The following is a 20,667-nucleotide window of genomic DNA, read 5'->3' as shown; positions in this document are numbered from 1 at the left end:
AAATCAATATGAAACTATCAATAGTAAAATATATATTGTTACTTTGTGGAGTAATTCCATTGTTAACTGCATGTGAGAGTTTTCTGGATAAGCAGGAAACGGAAGATATGACTTTCGAACAAATTTGGCAAAAAAGGGCATACGTGCGTGGATATTTTCACGGTGCAATGAGTTTTCTGCCAAATGATTTGACCGGTTATGTGAATACCCCTCAGAGTACTGCGACAGATGAGCTGATTAATGCGGCCAGTGTAGGTGCTGAATCTATAAATACCGGTGCTTGGAATGCTTCAAATATACCTTCTGGCAACTTAAATCTTTATAATGGAATACGTGAATGTAATATTTTCATGCAGAATGTTCAGAATTGTACAGATCCTACCGTAACACAGGAAGAAAAAGATAATTGGTACTGGTATGTACGTTGGGCACGGGCCTACTATTATTTTCTTATGATGCGCAATTATGGACCGGTATTCCTTGTAGGAGACGAACTCTTGCCTTATGATGCAACCACAGAATCTTTATATCGTCCACGTAACACCTGGCAACAATGCGTTGATTATGTTACAGCCGAGATGACCAAATGTGCTGAATATTTTAAGTCACAAGGTAAAGAGAGTTGGAATGCAGGTGAAGAATACGGCTTGCCTACGGCGGGTGCTGCTTTAGCTGTAATTTCAAGGTTGAAACTTTATTCTGCCCGCGATTTATTTAATGGTAATACCTTGTATAGTGCGGTAAAGAATCCTATGACTGCAGAATTTCCGGATCTTTCAGGACAAGAACTTTTTCCACAAACATATGATAATGCAAAATGGCAAGAAGCTGTGTTGTCGGCTCAAGCTGTAATTGATCTGGGTAAATATACATTATACAGGGAGGGCGACGGTACAAATGCGTACGCCAATTACTTAGGTATTACCGAAAAAAATTGGAATAGTGAACTTATCTGGTCTACGGGTTATGCAAACCGGAATATCATTGCCAGAAGAACCACTCCGACTGGTGTAAAAACAAAAATGGGAGGTAATGGTGAAGCTTATGGTGCTTTGGGACCTTCACAGCAACAAGTAGATGCTTATGCGATGAAGGATGGCAGATATCCGATTACGGGATATGAGGCTGACGGGACTCCTGTTGTTGATCAGGCTTCCAAATATTCGGAAGATGGTGAGACGTTATTTGAAAATCCTTATCTTGCTTATCTGGGGAAAGGTCAGGCAGATCAGGCTCAATATACTACTCGTAAATGCCGTAATATGTTTGTAGGGCGTGAACCACGTTTTTATATAGCCGTATATTGGAGTGATAGTTATTGGAGATGTGGACCGAATAAAGATAATTATGTACTATGCAGTCTGGCAAATGGTGGTAATTCGAATACTTCCCACGACCATTCAAGAGGTGGATACCTGATAAATCGTTTTGTTAATCACAAAGCAAATTTTGTGAATAATCAACCTGGGAATATGGTATTTCCAACTTTCCGTTTGGGAGAAATTTATCTGAATTATATTGAAGCAGCCTTGGAGTGGGAAAACAGGACAGGAGATGCGCAGTATCGTACCAATGCAATGAAATATTGGGATGATTTGCGTGACCGTTCTGGATTGAAACCGATAACAGAGGTTTATCCGAATGTTACTACTGCTGAATTGATTGAGTTATGTCGTAAGGAACGTAGGGTAGAGCTTGCTTTTGAGAACCATCGTTATTTTGATACACGTACATGGATGATTGCTACAAGTACCGATAATGGCCCAATCTATGGTATGAACATTGAAGCGAAAGCAACCTCAAGCGACGATACTCCGAGTGCTTTTTGGCGTAGAACAGTTGTTCAAAATCGGGTATTCAGAGCTAACCACTATTTGTATCCATTTAGCCAGAGGGAACTGGATCGTAACAAATTGCTGACGCAGAATTACGGTTGGAAATAAGCTATTGTATTATTAATCTAATTAGAATTAAATTGATATGAAGACAAAAATATATACACTTTCACTTTTGGGCTGTTTGCTGTTGACTATGGGAGCCTGTCTGAGTGATGGAAAAGAAGACTATTTGGATGAATATACATCATTTCTTTGCATCTTGAATAGTAACGAACAAGACGTGACATTCTATAATACTGGTGAACCCGCTACTTATGACATTACTATTGACAAGGGAGGATACAATTTGAATATGGCAGCTTCGGCTGTACTGAAGGTCTTGAGCGATTTTGATGTCAAAGCTTATAATGATGAAAATAAGACTGATTTCAAGCAACTGCCTGCCGAGTGTTATGAATTGCCCGCTGATATGTCTGTTTCTTTTGGAGAAAAAGATTTGTATCAAGTCAAAACAGTTACTTTCCATCCTGAGGAGTTTTCCGGATTGAGTGCAGATGGTTCTACCTATGTATTGATGATGGAACTTGCCGAAGGTACTTCGCCTATTAATGCTAAGAATAAATATATTATTGTGAAACCTACGGTTTATCAACCGGAGTTGTCACTTGCAGAAAACGGATTTAAACTACCTTTTGCAATCACTCAGGGGGTAACGGAGTATACTTATGAACTTCCCGTAACTTTAAGTACGCCATTAACGGAGGATATAACATGTGCAGTGACCGTAAAAAAATCGCTGTTGGATGATTATAATTTGGAGAATGGAGTAGATTATAAACTGATGACTATCGGTTATACCATAGGTACGCTTACCATTACAAAGGGTAATACAACCGCTAACTTGACAGTGAAAGTTGATATCACCAACTTGGAAGGAGATTTTGCACTTCCATTGGAAATAACTTCAAAATATCCTTTCTACGGTGACAATACGATTATAATCGGATTGAAGAACTCGATACCGAAAATAACGCTTACACCGAATATGTTGAGTTTAACCGGAACTACTATGGCTGAAGGTACTTTTGCAGATTGGTTTGATGGAAAATTAAATACTTATGCACAGGTTGCATACGGAGGTGCAGCTAAGCCATTCCCGCATATGCTGGATATCCATTTAGCTGCTGCTATTTCCAAGCTGAAAATAAGGTATGCAACAAGAAATACTAATCAGCATCCGTCAGAGTTCATCATTTATGTGAGCAATGATGGGGCAAGTTGGACCCAAATTAAGAAGTTTACTTCAGCAGATGGCCTTCCTACTACCACTACTACTTATTATGAGGGTTGTCCGGTGATGGATTTGGGTAATTCTTATACTTATGTTCGTTTTGAGGTTCATAAATCTACTAATCCTAATGGTGTTAAAACGTGGGCTCTTTCTGAGTTCGAATTATATGGAAAATAACCGCATTCTCTTCTAACCTTGATTAAAACGTTCAGAGGGCTGACAAACAGGTAATGTAATGGTAAATTAGATTCCTTTTGATCAGCCCTCTTTTAATACTGAGAGTATGAAAAAAAGCTTTGTATATTTATTTATATCCTTATTGCTATTTTCATTATCGTCCTGTAAAGACGATGATGATTCAATTCCCGTATTGGAATTGAGTTCGAAAAACGCTGATTTTTATAAAGAGGCGAATTCTGTTGTTATTGATGTAAAATCACTTCCTGTAGACTGGACGGTTTCGGTAGATGAGAATGGTGCTGAATGGTGTGATGCCCAACCTGTTAATTCAGGCACGGGAGTAAGGATTAACGTGACGGATAGTCCGGATAAGACAGTCCGTAGTACCAATGTTACCATAAACAATGGTAAGTTGAGTGAGAAAATATTGGTACGTCAGTTAGGTACCGATGCCGATATATTAGTATCACCCACCTCTTTTACTTTAAGTGCGGCAGGAGGTCAACTTGATTTTGTAGTGACGACCAATTTAATGGAAAATGACTTGGAAATTACGTATCCGGATTGGATGAAGAAAATACCTGCTACACGTACTACTACGATTGAAGTCTCCTATAAGTTTTCCGTGAATGCCAATAGTGGAAGCAGTTCACGTACTGACAAGGTGGTGGTAAAAGACAAAAAGTCCAATGCTTCAGCCGAAGTTGTGATTGTGCAGAATGGATTGGATAATTACACCGCCGGCGATGCAGAGGGAATAGTAGATGATGTTCAGTTGAAAGTAATAAAGGGCGAAGCGTCCACTTATCATGCCGGAGAGAATATAGATAATACTTTTGATGGAGATATGGCTACCATCTATCACTCTAATTACCCTTTTGCCACAGGCGTTACAAGCCATTATCCCGTAACGTTGACCTGGTATTTTGAAGATCATACGGAAACTCTTGACTACTTCACTTATTATCCGCGTACCAGTGGAACAAATGGGCATTTTGGCGAGGTTGAGGTTCAGATATCCACTGAAGAACATCCTGTTTTTGTGAGTGTCACAGGTAACAAGAATTTTGATTTCGGCTCGAAAGGTGTCACGGCTTCTTTCTCATTTAACAATACAATACAGAAACCCAAAGCAGTCCGTTTGATTGTAAAATCCGGAGTAGGAGGACATGCTTCTTGTGCCGAGATGCAGTTCTTTGCTAAAAATCCGCAAGGGTTTGATCCGTTGACATTGTTTACTGATGCTACTTGTTCCGAATTAAAAGATGGTATTGGAGAAGCGGAGATTGAAGCGTGCGAATATCCGTTGTTCAAGAATATAGCCTATTACATGTTGAAAGGTAAATATCCGGCTGATTTCCGTATTGCTGCTTATAAGCCATACCAGCATCCGGATGTACAGGCAGCTCTTAATAAGACCAGTACCTATAGTTTACTGGATAATCCTACTGGTATTTTTGCCAAGAAAGGCGAGGCGTTGATTGTATTGGTGGGCGATACCCACGAACAGAATATCGGTTTGCGTATACAGGATATGGATACTAACAAGGACGGCTTCAACAGCAGTGTTTCTTATGCTTTGAAAACAGGTGTAAACAAGATTGTTCCGGAGAAGAAAGGTTTGATATACCTGATGTATCATGTCAATGACAATCCGGCAAATTATCCGGAGATAAAGATACATTTTGCATCCGGTAGTGTCAATGGATATTTTGATGTGGCGAAGCATACTCGTGAACAGTGGGCGACACTACTCAACGGAGCCGTGGATAAGTATTTCGATGTAATAGGAAAATACGCACATCTCACTTTCCCTGTTGCCAATCTGAAGAATGCTTCCAATGGGAAAGACTTGATTGATCTTTTTGATGATATCGTATATCAGGAACAATTGTTTCTGGGATTGAGAAAATATAATAATGATGGCGGTGCCGGTACTGAAACCGATAATCGTATGTTTAAAAACCGTATGTATTTTAATGTGATGTACGGTGAAGGCGATTATATGTATTCAACCGCTTACCATACTGCTTATCATCTGTCTACAATGAGCAGGCTGTGTAGTGTGGACGAGATGAAGACCAATAATTGGGGACCTGCCCATGAAGTGGGGCATAGTAACCAGACACGTCCGGGATTGAAATGGTTCGGAACGGTAGAAGTAACGAATAATATTTGTGCGATGCACATTCAGAAGCTTTATAAGATTGCTTCACGATTGGCAACTACGGCTCCTGCGGCTTCGAAAGGCAGTTTTAATAATTATTATGAGCATGCAATGACACTTGCTCTTTGCAACAGCGATATTTTCCATGCAAAATTGGAAGATGTATTCGATAAATTAGTACCTTTCTGGCAGTTAGAACTATATATGGACTATGCATTGGGTAAATCCGATTTTTACAAAGATGTATACGAATATATACGTGTCAATCCGGATTTGAAGACGGATGGTGAACGGCAGATAGAATTTGCCTATATCTGTAGCAAGGTGTCAGGACTGAACTTGACGGACTTCTTTATCAAATGGGGATTTTTGAAAAAAGGGTTGTTTGAGGGTAGCGATACCTATAATAAAGGTAAGGTCGAAGTGACTCAATCTCAGGTAGATGCCCTGATAGAACGAATTTCCCAGTTGGGATATACCGCTCCGCAGCATAAATTAGAATATATAACGGATAATAATCTGGAAATGTATAAGACAAGTGCGTCGGTCATTGCGGGAACGGCTGCCTATTCCGGTTCCAAACTGACAATGACCGGTTGGAAAAATGTAGTGGCATTCGAGGTTTATGACAACAGTAGTAAACTGATATTTGTATCGCCGGAGACATCATTTACCGTAAACGCTACATTGCCCCAGGGCTTCAAAGTTTATGCCGTTGCTGCAAATGGAACTAAAACACAGGTATCATTCAAATGATGGACAGGCAATCTTATGTCTAACTTTAAATAAATAAAATATGAGAGATTTTAATTTTGCATTTTGTGCGTTGGCAGGTCTTTCTTCATTACCTGCTACTATGCTGGCCGGACAGTTGCAACCGGAGAAAAAAGCAGCTGACAGGCAGGCACGGCCGAATATCATTCTGATTGTGGCGGACGATCTGGGATACGGTGACTTGAGTTGTTACGGCGCCCATCGTATCTCTACACCGGGTATGGATCGTATAGCCAATGAAGGTATCCGTTTCACACAAGGTTTCTGTACGGCGGCTACTTCTACCCCCAGTCGCTATTCGGTGATGACAGGGCTTTATCCCTGGACTAATGTAGATGCGAAAATTCTTCCTGGTAATGCTGCCTTGATTATCGATACGAAGAAAATAACTTTGCCCAAGTTGATGAAACAAGCCGGATATGCTACCGGTTCTGTAGGAAAATGGCATATAGGTCTGGGCGACGGTAAAGTGGATTGGAATAAAGATGTTTGTCCCGGAGCTGCCGAGATAGGGTATGACTATTCATTTATTCAAGCGGCTACTAATGACCGTGTTCCATGTGTGTTTTTGGAGAATGGGCGTGTTGTTGGTTTGGATCCCGGTGATCCGCTGTATGTAGATTATCGTAAAAACTTTCCGGGAGAACCTACCGGTAAAGACAATCCTGAATTATTACGGATGCACCCGAGTGTGGGACATGCCGGTTCCATCGTAAACGGTGTGCCGCGTATCGGTTTTCAAAAAGGAGGTAAGGCTGCGCAATGGAAAGATGAAGAAATGGCCGAATTGTTCTTGAATAAGGCAAAGCAATTTGTGGATGATCATAAAGATGCTCCTTTCTTCTTGTATTACGGATTGCACCAGCCGCACGTACCCCGTGTGCCGAACGAACGTTTTGCCGGTAAGTCGGGGATGGGACCGCGTGGAGACGTTATTTTGGAAGCAGATTGGTGTGTATCCGAGTTTTTGAAGGAATTGGACAAACAGGGACTGGCTGAAAATACAATAGTCATATTTACCAGTGATAATGGGCCGGTACTTGATGACGGATATAAGGATGATGCAGTGAAGTTGGTGGGTGATCATAAGATAGCAGGTCCTCTTCGTGGAGGGAAAACGAGCATGTTTGACGGTGGTACACGTATTCCTTTCATGCTTCGTTGGCCTGCAGCGGTGAAACCTCAAGTATCCGATGTTTTTGTATGCCAGATGGATATGCTTGCTTCTTTCGCGTCTTTACTGGGACAGACTTATCCTGAAAAGTTGGACAGCGAGAATACGATGGATGCTTTCTTGGGAAAAAGTAAGCAGGGACGCAAAGAGCTGGTTATCGAAGGCATGTTCAATTATGCATTCCGCCAAGGAGACTGGGCTTTGATCCCTCCTTACTACAATCCTTATAGTAAAGAAGATGGAGAATATATCGGCCTTGGCTATGGATATAAGTTGTATAATTTGAAGAAGGATATCGGGCAACAAGAAAATGTAGCTTATAAATATCCGAAGCTGATGGGCGAAATGATCAATCGTTTTGAATATTTGAAGTCTACGACGAATAAAGTGACACGATATTAATTATTTTCTTAATGCGGTTTTTGCAGGATAATACGGGTTGTTTCGATAATGAAACGTATTATAAGGCAGAAACCGCATTTTTTTGTTTTTTTACCCTGATAATCCGTTTTTTTAATGCTTATCCATACCAAAAATGTCAAGAAGAGAGAGGCTAAAAACTCTATTGGACAAGCTTTTTATGGTAATTAAATATTTTTTGCAGAATTGGTGCATTTTCCCAATATAACTTGTATATTTGCGTTATTTAAAGAAATATTTGCGCGACAATCCAAAATAAAAATATGAGGAAACACCTGTTCGTAATATACTCGTTTGTTCTTTTGTGCTTGACATCAGGTACACTTTCAGCGAATGAAAAATCATACAATGTATTATTCATACAATCATATACCAGTCATTCTCCGTGGCATGGACTTTTGATAGAGGGATTACGTAATGGATTGGAGAAAGGAGGAGTGAATGCAAATATTTTTACGGAATATTTGAATGCCGACTTTTGGACTTTTTCTTCCGAGTGTGTCATCATGCGGCGTATTTGTGAGCGCGCTCGTCAACGAAAAACCGATTTGATTGTGACTTCCGGTGATGAGGCTTTCTTCACTTTGATGCATTGTGGCGATTCTTTACCCTATCAGTTACCTGTAGTGGTTTCCGGTATTAAGTTTCCTGATAAGGAATTGTTGGAGAGAATGCCTAATGTCTCCGGTTATACGTCGGAAACTGATTTTGATGTACTGATGGAAGAAGGTATACGTTTGTTTGGTAATCGTAAAGAAATAGTTTGTTTGTCAGACAGCAGCTTCTTGAGTCTTAAAGGTGTAAAAGCTGTGGAAGAGTCTTGGGAACGTTTAAGATCCAAGTATCCCGAGCATAGTTTGAAGATACTGAATGTACAGGTTAAATCGTTGAATTCCATTATTACTTCCATCTGCTATGACTATAATGCTTATAAACATTTTGTCATTTCTCCTAAATGGATACCTTTCCTTTCTTTAAAACTGAAAGCTCCCGTCTTTGCCAGCCAAAACCTGGCCATGACGAATGGAGTTTTATGTGTCTACGATGTTAAACCCTCCGAAGACGCGTATGCCGCAGGTGTACAGGCTGCGCAAATATTGAGGGGAAAATCTCCGGCTTCTTTCGGTGTGAGCGATCAGAAGGGAAAATTATTGTATGACTATAAACAGTTGGATTTTTTTAATGTAGACCCTGATATCGCAGAGAAAAAAGGCATTATCTTGAATATTCCACTGATGGAACGTTACCGTGCGCTTTTTATTATTTTATATTCATTGATTGTAGGGGCGTTGGTCCTACTGGTACTTTGGCTGATCCGTGCCAATCGCCGGGAATCACGCCGGCGTATACATGCACAGACGCGGCTGTTGATACAGCATCGTTTGGTGGAACAAAGGGATGAATTTGATAATATCTTCTGCTCCATCCGTGACGGATTGATTACGTACGACACCGACCTGCGTATCCATTTCGTAAACCGTGCTTTGATGGTGATGCTGGGACTTTCACCCGAGACGCATTCGGCGCGTCATTATGAAGGTCAAATAGCCGGTTCCATTTTCAGGATATACAGGGATGGAGAGAATATTCTGCATGATTTGCTGAAACAGGTTCGTACCGATAAGAAACCGATGTCTATTCCGGAAAAGACTTTTATGCAGGAAAATGTAAATAGAACCTATTTCCCCATATCCGGTGAAGTGGTACCCATCTTTGCCAATGATAAGTTGACGGGTATGGCGATTGTCTGCCGCAATATTTCTGATGAAGAAATGCAGAGGCGTTTCTTCAATATGGCCGTTGAGGAAAGTTCCATCTATCCGTGGCAGTATAACATGCGTATGAATTGTTTCCATTTCCCTGGCGGACTGCTGCAACGGTTTAACTATTCGGGTGCGACGGAAGATTATGTTTCCAGGGAAGAGTTGGATGACCTGATCCATCCCGATGATTTGATAAACATCCGTAAACGTTTCGATGCCATCATTGCCGGATATGAGTTGAATTCCCGTATGAACTTCCGTTTACAAAATGTGGATGGGGGCTATGAGTGGTGGGAGTTCCGTAGTACTGCCTATGACGGTATGACCTCCGATACTCCTTATATGGTTTTGGGTGTGTGCCAAAGTATCCAGCGTTATAAGGATACGGAAGAAGCCTTGATAGCCGCCCGAGACCGCGCACTCCAGGCAGATAAGCTGAAGTCTGCATTTCTTGCCAATATGAGCCATGAAATCCGTACACCGCTGAACGCGATTGTCGGTTTCTCTGATTTGTTGAAAGATATTGATGCTTTCTCACCCGAAGAGGTACAGCAATTTGTAGAGACCATTAATACCAACTGTACCTTGTTGCTGGCATTGATCAATGATATTTTGGATCTTTCACGTATTGAGTCCGGTACGATGGACTTCCAGTTCTCCTCCTTTAACTTGACATATATCATGCAGCAAGTATATGATTCTCAACGCTTGAGTATGCCACAAGGAGTGGAGTTGTGTATGGAAATTCCCGAAGATTCCGGTAAATACGTGATAACCGATTCCGTACGTTTGAAGCAAGTCGTGAATAATCTGATAAACAATGCCAAGAAGTTCACGGTGAAGGGGAATATCACTTTCGGTTACGAGATACATGATCCCGGTTACACTACGATCTTTGTACAAGATACCGGAGCAGGTATTTCGGAGCAAGACCAGCAACGTATTTTCGAGCGCTTCTATAAAGCGGACAGTTTTACGCAGGGTGCAGGTTTGGGATTAAGTATCTGCCAGACAATTGTAGAACGTCTGAGGGGTACTATAAAGGTGACTTCTCGATTGGGTGAAGGAACGCGCTTTGAAGTACGCGTTCCCGATACGAACGAATAGTATTCAATGCTTATTCTATTCTTTTGCAGCTGTTCGACTGTAAGAATTCATCCAGCATCTGCACATAGTTACCATGTAATAGGATGTGATGATTTCCTAACGGACTTTTCAGGAAATAGTCGGCCGGACTACTTAATTTTATGCGTACCTGAGTACGGCACATGTTGATATAATTGGTGTTTTCAGTCAACGTACCCGAAGTCAGGTAATATTCATCCAGACATTCTCCGCCACATTTTACGATGGTAACATCTCCGGTGGGCAAGATACCTTGAATGCCGATGCCGCTTTCCGTTTCAAAATGATTACGGATAATAAACTGTTCGGTTTGTTTGATACCGATGGTACAATGCGCCAATATGATTTCGTTGGTACGGGCATTAATCATGGAGGGGTTTGCCATGAAAGTGGACTTTCCGGTCAGTACCTTGGTTGCCAACATGGTGAAGATAGACTGGAGGTCGCCCTCGCATCCGGCAATGATACCTTCATCATTCAGCAATGCAAGCGCCAGACATCCTGTTGTACCCGTTTGGCCTATCAGACGGAAACAACTTAAAGTAATCGCACTCAGTTTTTCTTCTTCTACTATTCTTTTGAGGGCACGATAAAGCCGCATCGCTTTTATCATATCCTCCGGAGTAGCCTCACGGCATGCCAAGGCTTTTCCTGCAAGATGGGCGCAGGCTTCACCTACTTCATCATCCGTAATTTGTTCAAAGTACTCATAGACACGTTCCAATGCGATGTCGGTATATTCCACTCCCCAGCGTCGTTTAGCGAGCAAATAGTCAACATTGCTTGCAATGAGCCAGTTCGAGGGAGTACCTATCACCCCGATACGTACGCCGAAAAGACTGCGTTGAGCCTTGAAGTTACTGTGAAGAACAAATATACGCTTGATGATTTCGGATAACTCACCGTGCAGAATTTCACTTCTCATACCTCGTCCACGCAGCCAGGATGATATTTCAAGAGCTGCAGCAAGTGAGTTTTGCATGCCATCGGCCAATATGATGGTGGGGCGAGGCAGAGACTCAAAGTGTTGGATAACCAACCGTTCTACACCGCCGGTAGCAATGAACAAAATGCTGAAATCACTGGGAGTTAGTTTACTGATATCTTGATAATCTACAAAATTGACTGTGAAATATTTTTCCAATTCAGTCAATATCACTTCATGGGAACTGCGAACAGATGCTTGTTTATGTAGTAGTGAAGCAAAAGTTATTAGGTTTATGACCATGGTACTATTTACGATTTAACAATTTACAAATTACGATTGAAGCCACTTCGCTCGCTTGTTTTTCAAAGGTACAAGTTTCTTTTTAAATAGCATAGTGTTTTTAATATAGATAAGGTTTTTAAAGTTTTTATGTCTTTGCTTCCCTTTGGTTTCAAATAAATCACTACATTTGCAACTTTAATAATAAACTGATAGTAATATCAATCGTAAATCGTAAATAATCTCATGCCGACAATATCCATTCGCGGAACAGAAATGCCCGCATCTCCTATCAGAAAGCTGGCTCCGCTGGCAGATGCAGCCAAACAGCGGGGTACGCATGTATTTCATCTTAACATCGGACAGCCAGACTTACCTACACCGCAAGTCGCCATTGATGCAATTCGCAACATTGACCGTAAAGTGTTGGAGTATAGTCCCAGTGCCGGTTACCGTAGTTATCGCGAAAAGTTGGTAGGGTATTATGACAAGTACAATATCAAGCTCACTGCTGATGACATTATCATCACTTCCGGTGGGTCGGAAGCCGTACTGTTTTCTTTTATGGCTTGCCTGAATCCGGGTGATGAGATTATTGTTCCCGAACCTGCGTATGCCAATTACATGGCATTTGCCATTTCAGCGGGAGCCAAAATCCGTACGATTGCCACTACTATCGAAGAAGGTTTTTCGCTTCCTAAAGTAGAGAAATTTGAAGAACTGATCAATGAGCGTACCCGTGCCATCCTGATTTGTAATCCCAACAATCCTACAGGTTATCTGTATACCCGCCGTGAAATGAACCAGATACGTGACCTCGTAAAGAAGTACGACCTTTTTCTCTTCTCCGACGAAGTGTATCGTGAGTTTATTTATACAGGTTCTCCTTATATTTCTGCTTGTCACCTCGAAGGTATCGAGCAGAATGTTGTGTTGATTGATTCTGTATCCAAGCGCTACTCCGAATGCGGCATCCGTATCGGTGCTTTGATAACCAAAAACAAAGAGATACGTGATGCGGTTATGAAGTTCTGCCAGGCACGCCTCAGTCCTCCGTTGATTGGACAGATTGCCGCTGAAGCTTCTCTTGACGCTGGTGAAGAGTATTTGCGTGACACCTATGATGAATATGTAGAACGTCGTAAATGTCTGATTGATGGACTGAACCGTATCCCGGGAGTCTATTCTCCCATTCCGATGGGGGCTTTCTATACTGTAGCGAAACTACCTGTCGACGATTCGGATAAGTTCTGTGCTTGGTGTCTTTCCGATTTTGAATACGAAGGACAAACTGTCTTTATGGCTCCCGCTTCAGGTTTCTATACCACTCCCGGTTCCGGACGTAATGAAGTTCGCATTGCATATGTGCTGAAAAAGGAAGACTTGACCCGCGCGCTGTTTGTGTTGCAAAAAGCATTGGAAGCGTATCCGGGACGGACGGAATGAAGAAAATGAGTCTCTCCCTCTTCCTTGCCCGCCGCCTTTACCACGACAGTGATGTCGGAAAACAAGTATCCCGTCCTGCCGTACTCATCGCCACTATCGGTGTAGCTATCGGATTGGCGGTGATGATTATTGCCGTATCGGTAATTATCGGTTTCAAGAGTGAGGTAAGAGATAAAATCGTAGGTTTCGGCGCACACATCCAACTCACCAACTCTGATGCCGCCCGTTCTTACGAAACCCGCCCTATTGCCGTGGAAGACAGCATGTTTGCTGCTCTTGCCGATTATCCTGGCGTGAAGCATGTTCAGCGTTATTCCACTAAACCGGGTATGATAAAGACTTTCGATGCTTTTCAGGGCATGGTATTGAAAGGTATCGGCCCGGAGTATGATACTTCATTCTTCCGTCGCCATTTATTGGAAGGAGAGTTTCCGCAATTCAGTGACTCCGCTTCTACCAATCGTGTTGTAATCTCCAGGGCAATTGCCGATAAGATGAAGTTGAAACTGGGCGACAAGATAGACACTTATTATATCCAAGATGATGTGCGTGCACGCCGTCTGAAGATTGTTGGTATTTATCAAACGAACTTTTCTGAATATGATAACCTCTTTTTGCTTACAGACCTTTGTCTTGTAAACCGTCTTAACAAGTGGGAACCAGATCAGGTCAGTGGTATCGAGTTGCAACTTGACGATTATGATGAACTGAATGCCGCTACCTACGAGATAGCGGATGATGTGAACGAACGTCCTGACCGCAATGGAGCAGAGTATGCCGTTCGCAACATAGAGCAACTCAATCCTCAGATATTTGCCTGGCTGGATATTCTGGACGTCAATATTTGGGTGATCCTTATCTTGATGATTGGTGTGGCGGGTTTTACCATGGTGTCCGGTCTTTTGATTATCATCATCGAACGTACTTCCATGATAGGGGTCTTGAAGTCATTGGGTGCCAATAATTTCACCATTCGTAAACTCTTCCTTTGGTTTGCTGTCTTCCTCATCGGAAGGGGTATGTTGTGGGGAAATGTTATAGGACTGTCTTTCTATTTTCTCCAGAAAAGTTTCAGCTTGTTCCGTCTCGATCCTGAGACATATTATATGGATACTGTTCCGGTATCTTTCAACATCTGGCTATTCCTATTGCTGAATGTGGGTACGTTGCTTGCTTCCGTTTTTATGTTGCTGGGACCTTCTTATCTTATCACACGCATACATCCCGCCAACTCCATGAGGTATGAATAGTTTCTCCTAACGGAAACTACAGTTTCCTCTCGTGGAAACGAGCGTTCCCCTTAATGGGAACTACAGTTTCTCTTTGAGGGAACGAGCGTTTCTCTTTATGGGAACAAGCGTTCCCTATTGATGGAAACGGAATTTACTCTTATTTTCTCAGGAAATCACTCTTCTTTCTGAACAGGCAATACAGTTTCCAGCGAAGGGACTGCATAGGTTGAAGGAGATCGAATACAGGAAGTGTGAAGCAATAGCGGCGTTTATCATCCAGTTCTTTAGCCGTTTTATTGATAATGATGGCTTGGGTAGTGAAACGAAGTAACCACAGAAGAAAGGCAACACCCGCTACAAACCAATGAAAGTGCAGTATTCCGATGACGAGTGCGGCTACCCAGCAACCATAGAATATCAGGCGACTGAAAGTTTCAAAACCTGCCAACCAGCGTTGTGCACCATGATACAACCGTGCGGTGGAGGTATAACTGATCTTTTCCTCCCTCCAGTCTTTGGCACGGAGTACGGGCTGCGTACGCATAATGGCGTTCACATCAGTTTCAACCCGTGTGTTTTCGGGGGTAGCGATGTGGTTGATAAACAAATCATCGTCGCCCCTTTGCAGGTTGAGGTGGGCAGAAAAACCTTTCTGTTGATAAAACAGTTCTTTACGATAGGCAAGGTTACGTCCTATACCCATATAAGGATTACCGGCAAGGGCAAAACCGAGGTAACGCATGGAAGTGAACAGATTATCGAACGCTACCCGTTTGTGTAGCCATCCCTTGCTGCGGTCGTAACCGCTATATCCCAAAACGACCTGTGTACGTGAGGTGAAATTGCGTGCCATCAACCGTAGCCATTGATTGCTTTGGGGCATACAATTGGCTTCAGTGAACACCAACCAGTCATATTTACTGGCTTTGACACCCAGTGTGATAGCGAGTTTTTTACGGCTGATATACCGGGAGGAATCAGGAACAAAACTGTGATACAAGTGTGGATATTTCTCTTCCAATATTGTGAGGTAGTCTTCGCTTTCGTCTGTATCGCCATCATTAATGACAATGACCTCGAATTGTGGATAATCCTGCTCCAATACGGCAATCAGGTTACGACGCAGGTTTTCGGACTCCTCACGTGCGCAAATAATGACTGAAACGGGGGGGGGGTCTTGTGAGAAATGCACATTGTTCCGTTTCACGGCACGGTTGTGCAGATAAATACGGTTATAAAGACAAAAATAATAGAGGAGCTGAACAAAAAAAAGGATACCCGTTAGTGCGAGCAATACCTTTTCTGTTGTATCGAATATAAATGCTTCCATGAATCACTTGACGTTTTTGTGGTGCAAATTTAAAGAATTCCATTATAGAGTACGTTATTAATTCCTGTTTTTATTTTATAAACTTATCATTGTTCTAAATTGATATTACTTAAATATCTTATTTTCTATCTTATTGGCATTAGATATACTTTCGTACAAAGAGATTATTTCTTCGTAGTTGATAAATTTGAAACGGTTTATATTTTCGTTATATCGTTCTAAAGTTATTGTTTTTATGAATTTGTTTCGATGTTTCTCTGGAGCTACAATATAAAACTCTGTATTGAAACAGTGAAGTTGCATACTTCTATTAAATGCACCATCCAAAGTATTGATACTATCTACTATTTCAAAAACTTTTTGAGGAAATGCAAGCCCTTTTTCATTAAACCATATAACATCTATTCGTTTAACCTCTTGAATAATCTCATTGTAGGAAAATGGAGGGAGGCTATGTAGTGAAGCAAAGTTATTTAAACTTAGGTTATCCCTATAAATAGCAGAGGGATCTGCTGTATATGTTTTGAATTTCTTGAAATTTCCTATTTCTAAACAAATCCCTTCAATATATGAATGCATTCTTATTGTCTCTTGGGGTTGCGGCTTTTGTTCTTCTACATAATCTTTTAGTGCATAAATGCTTAATCCGATTTTTTTAAACCTTTGTTTTTTATTTATTTCTCTATATAAAACACCTCTGATGCCTGCCTCCCAATCTTTGGATCTTTTTGCTGTAGGATAATATTTTTCGATATTATTATAGATAAAAGACAAAGTAGAAGTTCCACCATTGTCTATCATGAGTTTTTCTATAGCTTCAACTTTCGTCATAACGATGAAATCTTTAATAATTATCTAATTATTTATATTGATTGTATTCATTCATTACAATACTATAACCATTTTTTGATTTACATATTGAATTCCATAATTCAGTATTGGTATAAAGTTCATTTAGAGTGATAGAGTTTATTAATTCTTTGTAATTTTTTCTCTTGAAATTTGGATCTTTCATGTGGAAAAAGGTAGTGAGACTAATAGCTATTTTCTTTAAAAGATTATAGGTAGTATATTCACTATATAAAAAGTTGGTGGTTCCTGTTTTCAGAATATTATTGTAGGTAAATCCTGAAATATAAGCCTCTATATATGCACTGACAATGGCACGAATAGTTTTTTCATTATCTATTTTATTCATGTTGGGGGGCTTTTTATTCTTAATTCAGGCAAATATACGGTTTTTGTAAAAAAAAGTAAAAATTTATATTCTCTTTGTTTATGTTAATTCTGGTACCACCTCAAATTTTGTTTCAGGGAAATGTCTCGTTAGATAGTTCTTGATATATTGCATCGTATCTTCCTGGATTGTTTTATCTTCCACGGTTGGATAAAGATTATAGAGAACGGTATCCAGCGTGATGCCCCGGTTCTTGATTGCTTCGAAACTCAACAGCGTATGATTGATGCTGCCCAACTTGCCGGAAGTTACGAATATCAACGGGCATTTCTTTTCGGCAATATAATCGATAGTCAGATATTCTTCCGTTAAAGGGACCATCAGCCCTCCTGCGCCTTCAACAAGTACAATGTCATAGCGGCGTGCAAGTTCTTGCGTGGCACGTTCTATCTTGCCGAAATCAATGGGACGCCGGTCGATGCGTGAGGCAAGATGAGGTGAACAGGGATATGAGAAGATTTCCGGCATAGTCAGTCCTTCTTCGTCTTCAGGCAGATAACCTGTTCCTGTGATGCGCCGATGCAAGTCTATGTCTTCGGAATGGCCGGTATTACCTGTTTGGATAAATTTCTGAGTAATGACACTCTTACCGTTTTGTGCCAGTTCACGGGCCAACCAAGCGGTACAATAACTTTTTCCGGCATCGGTATCGATGCCACTGACGAAATAAATGTTTGGTCTCATCTTTTCTTTGCAATAATATAAATGGGATGATAAGTTAGTACAACATCATGATTAACGTTACTGAATAACCTTACGTAATCATTACAAAAGGTTTGTAGGCGACCTCGGGTCCATATTTTCTTTTCCGTACCTGTTACTCCGGTCTGTTTTAGGTGTTGTAATGCCAGGAGTGGGGTGGCAAAAGGTAGAGTGACGATTTCTTCTTCAGCATGAAGGATGTCGTAACGGGAAGATAATAATGTTTTCAACTCTCCGAGCGACAGATAATCAAGGCCATTTCCTGTGAGGTTACGTATCTCTTGCATATTCTCTTTTCCAAAAGTACTGAAAGCAAGTATTCCACTGTCGGTAAGGAAATGATGGCATCGGACGAAGAAGTCTTCCGGATTGGAGAACCATTGCAAGGTCGAACAGGATGTTATTAAGTCCGTTTCTTGTGGAAAGCTCATCAACTCTGCATCGCCGGCACAAAAATGTACGGCAGGTGAGGTACATAGTTCTTTGACACATTCTTCCATCTCGCTACATAAGTCGTTGAGCAACAATGTGTCCGGCTGTAGGGAATGCAGCAGCAAGCGAGAGTAATAACCTGTGCCGCATCCGAATTCAACGATATGTTGAAAAGGGGATGCGTTACAGGAGATGTTTCGCACTGCGGCGGGTGTACAGGTATGCTCCATCAATAGGTGTAGCATTTTTTCCGCTACCAATTGCTGTACACGCGCCTTGCTGCCATACGTGTTACGTGCTTTGGCAAACCGTTCGGCAATGAGTGCTTTATCGATGGTTTGGATGGTAGTGTTACAAATCATCATTTTCAACGTTTCATTGGATACACATTCTCTTCAGGTGCCACAGGAAGTCATCAATGGGCATTTCCCATGCGTCTTGTAGCAAAAAACGGAACATGGGTTCGTCATAGTGTGCACAATCCGTTATGATAAGGTTGGCTGCTTCCTCATGATTGATTTCCTGATTTTCGGGGGGGATAATCCGGTCGTTTTTACCTATGAGGGCATAGTCGTAGTTGTATTCATACTTGTCTATATATTTTTCAATCATGTCATCTATAACTTTATCGTCAATGCTTTTATCGGAATAGTCTCCACACATTTCAAAATATTGTTCCTTGATGCGCTTCAGCTCATCTTTGATTTCTTCGAAGTTCCGTCGGGGAGTTATTTCCATCAATGCCTTGTAGGCGTTACTGTCTTGACACATGCGGTGCATGAATTTCTGGAGTGAGGCGGGAGTAAGCCCATCGAGGGTAGCTTGATAGGTTGCCAGGGGAATGCCTTCCTGATCGTCTATGGGATGAGTACTTCCATTGAAGGATATGCTGGTTATCTTGTCTCCGGGTATTTGGCTGAGTATGAGCGAACCTGCCCATACTCCCATGGACCATGCCACTACGTTTACTTGCCGGTAGCGATCGAAGATAGACAGGTCGAAATCGAGTGTGCGGTAGTCGTAGCAAACCATGTAGTCCATACCTTTAGGCCGATATTGCTTGAAAGGGGTTTCATCGGCTGCCCATCCGGCAAAGAACAGGAGTAACTTGGGTTGGTTCTCGTTTATAACGTAAATTTGTTTCATTTTCTTTCTGAATTAATTAAGTTATTATTTGATATATGTTTAAAAACTCTCATTTAAGCAGTTTCTCAGTTGCTCCATTTCTTCTTCTTTTATCTCTGCTGTCAGCGAAAAACGGATACGTGATGTACCTTCCGGTACCGTAGGCGGACGGACGGGCAGGGCATAGAACCCGTGGCGTTGCAGGTATTCTGCACGCAGGATGGTGTCTTTGCTCGATCCTACAATCATTGGTACGATGTGGCTTACGCTGGGACATTCGTATCCTTGTGCGATCAAGGCGTCCCGCAAAATTTGGCTGATGTGGGCTAAATGTTCTCTCCGTTTCTGCATGCTTGCCATTTTTCGTATCATAAATAATGTCCAGGCAATGTTCAACGGAGGAAGGGCGGTGGTAAAGATAAGGGTACGCATCCGGTTGATGTTTTTTTTTTCAAGCAGAAGACGGCATACGATATACGCTCCTGACGATGCGGCTGCCTTTCCGAAAGTACCGACCAGGAAATCAATATCGCCAATGCATCCGGTTTCTTCGGCACACCCCAATCCGAGCTTGCCCCGTACTCCGAAAGCATGCGCTTCGTCTATATAGAGCAACACGTTGTCATAAGTCTGTTTCAATCGTACCAGAGCGTTTAAATCGGTCTGGTCGCCATCCATGCTGAATATACTTTCGGTGACGATAATAATCCGGATATAGGATGCGTGATGTTCTTTCAGTAACCGGGCAAGTTGCTCCAAGTCGTTATGACGGTAACGGATACATTTTGCCGCAGAAAGCCGTATACCGTCAATCAGGCTGGCATGTACCAGCTTATCTGCAAGTATCAGGGTCTGTGCATTGCTTACTGCCGGCAGAATACCGGTATTGGCATGATAACCGCTATTGAATATCAGGGCTGTTTCCGTTCCAAACAGCCGGGCAAGTTCTGTTTCCAGTTCTTCGTAGATGGAGAAATTGCCGGTCAACAACCGGGAAGAAGAGGAAGTCGGCATAAATGTATCAGAAGTCAGTGTGTTCAGGAATTCCTCTCTCAATACACGGTCGGCAGCCAAACCTAAATAGTCGTTGGACGATAAATTAAGCATCCGTTTTCCGTCTACGATTACGTTTCGTCCGTCGTGTATCATTTCTGGCAGACGGCGCAGATTGCTATGCTCTTTTAACTGTTGCAGTTCTTGCTGCATAAAGTCTGTTGTGTGCAT

15 protein-coding genes are annotated in these 20,667 nt (G+C 41.8%); 7 read left to right on the top strand and 8 right to left on the bottom strand.

Annotation, left to right across the window (positions count from 1 at the left end):
• The first annotated feature begins 8 nt into the window (after window positions 1-8).
• The 5 genes from C1A09_RS14805 (at window position 9) to C1A09_RS14785 (ending at window position 10,714) form a co-directional block, all read left to right on the top strand.
• Window positions 9-1,943 carry a RagB/SusD family nutrient uptake outer membrane protein gene (locus C1A09_RS14805; protein WP_101545724.1) on the top strand — a complete coding sequence of 645 codons (1,935 nt, stop codon included), beginning with the start codon at window positions 9-11 and terminating at the stop codon, window positions 1,941-1,943.
• A gap of 37 nt (window positions 1,944-1,980) precedes the next feature.
• The gene (locus C1A09_RS14800) at window positions 1,981-3,306 is read left to right on the top strand and encodes a BT_3987 domain-containing protein (RefSeq protein ID WP_101545720.1); all 1,326 of its coding nucleotides are present in this window, start codon (window positions 1,981-1,983) and stop codon (window positions 3,304-3,306) included.
• A 106-nt stretch (window positions 3,307-3,412) separates the two neighbouring features.
• Window positions 3,413-6,232 (top strand): M60 family metallopeptidase, encoded by a 2,820-nt coding sequence (locus tag C1A09_RS14795; RefSeq protein ID WP_101545718.1) that lies wholly within the window; start codon window positions 3,413-3,415, stop codon window positions 6,230-6,232.
• Window positions 6,233-6,272: 40 nt separating this feature from the next.
• A complete protein-coding gene (locus tag C1A09_RS14790) occupies window positions 6,273-7,826 on the top strand; it encodes a sulfatase-like hydrolase/transferase (RefSeq protein WP_101545714.1) in 1,554 nt (517 codons plus the stop codon).
• A 281-nt stretch (window positions 7,827-8,107) separates the two neighbouring features.
• Complete coding sequence (locus C1A09_RS14785; RefSeq protein ID WP_101545711.1) at window positions 8,108-10,714, top strand: sensor histidine kinase; 2,607 nt, start codon at window positions 8,108-8,110, stop codon at window positions 10,712-10,714.
• A gap of 10 nt (window positions 10,715-10,724) precedes the next feature.
• On the opposite strand, the gene C1A09_RS14780 is transcribed toward C1A09_RS14785, so the two are convergent.
• Window positions 10,725-11,960: a fucose isomerase gene (locus C1A09_RS14780; protein WP_101545708.1), complete on the bottom strand. Its 1,236-nt coding sequence runs from the start codon at window positions 11,958-11,960 to the stop codon at window positions 10,725-10,727.
• Window positions 11,961-12,185: 225 nt separating this feature from the next.
• On the opposite strand from C1A09_RS14780, the gene C1A09_RS14775 reads away from it, so the two are divergent.
• Together C1A09_RS14775 and C1A09_RS14770 are read left to right on the top strand one after the other, a co-directional pair.
• Window positions 12,186-13,385, top strand: coding sequence for a pyridoxal phosphate-dependent aminotransferase (locus tag C1A09_RS14775; protein WP_101545704.1), 1,200 nt, complete (start codon window positions 12,186-12,188; stop codon window positions 13,383-13,385).
• 5 nt (window positions 13,386-13,390) lie between these two features.
• Complete coding sequence (locus C1A09_RS14770) at window positions 13,391-14,635, top strand: ABC transporter permease (protein WP_101545917.1); 1,245 nt, start codon at window positions 13,391-13,393, stop codon at window positions 14,633-14,635.
• Between the two features lie 139 nt (window positions 14,636-14,774).
• Here the strand turns inward: C1A09_RS14770 and C1A09_RS14765 are convergent, their stop codons facing one another.
• The 7 genes from C1A09_RS14765 to C1A09_RS14735 all read right to left on the bottom strand — a co-directional run bounded on the left by C1A09_RS14765 (window position 14,775) and on the right by C1A09_RS14735 (window position 20,667).
• A complete protein-coding gene (locus C1A09_RS14765) occupies window positions 14,775-15,947 on the bottom strand; it encodes a glycosyltransferase (protein ID WP_101545701.1) in 1,173 nt (390 codons plus the stop codon).
• 105 nt (window positions 15,948-16,052) lie between these two features.
• Window positions 16,053-16,778 (bottom strand): type II restriction enzyme NmeDI-related protein, encoded by a 726-nt coding sequence (locus tag C1A09_RS14760; RefSeq protein WP_101545697.1) that lies wholly within the window; start codon window positions 16,776-16,778, stop codon window positions 16,053-16,055.
• A gap of 28 nt (window positions 16,779-16,806) precedes the next feature.
• Entirely contained in the window at window positions 16,807-17,145 is a 339-nt protein-coding gene (locus C1A09_RS14755) for a hypothetical protein (RefSeq protein ID WP_101545694.1), read from the bottom strand.
• Between the two features lie 78 nt (window positions 17,146-17,223).
• Window positions 17,224-17,868 carry a dethiobiotin synthase gene (bioD, locus tag C1A09_RS14750; protein ID WP_101545691.1) on the bottom strand — a complete coding sequence of 215 codons (645 nt, stop codon included), beginning with the start codon at window positions 17,866-17,868 and terminating at the stop codon, window positions 17,224-17,226.
• Window positions 17,865-18,680 (bottom strand): malonyl-ACP O-methyltransferase BioC, encoded by an 816-nt coding sequence (gene bioC, locus C1A09_RS14745; RefSeq protein ID WP_101545689.1) that lies wholly within the window; start codon window positions 18,678-18,680, stop codon window positions 17,865-17,867. Before bioC ends, bioD begins: the two co-directional genes overlap by 4 nt.
• 13 nt (window positions 18,681-18,693) lie before the next feature.
• Window positions 18,694-19,464, bottom strand: coding sequence for a pimeloyl-ACP methyl esterase BioG family protein (locus C1A09_RS14740; RefSeq protein ID WP_101545685.1), 771 nt, complete (start codon window positions 19,462-19,464; stop codon window positions 18,694-18,696).
• Between the two features lie 39 nt (window positions 19,465-19,503).
• Window positions 19,504-20,667: an 8-amino-7-oxononanoate synthase gene (locus C1A09_RS14735; protein ID WP_101545682.1), complete on the bottom strand. Its 1,164-nt coding sequence runs from the start codon at window positions 20,665-20,667 to the stop codon at window positions 19,504-19,506.

This window comes from Bacteroides cutis (assembly GCF_900241005.1).
Classification (GTDB): Bacteria; Bacteroidota; Bacteroidia; order Bacteroidales; family Bacteroidaceae; genus Bacteroides; species Bacteroides cutis.
Note: the sequence above shows the minus strand (reverse complement) of the source record. Positions and strands in the feature narration are given on the sequence as shown.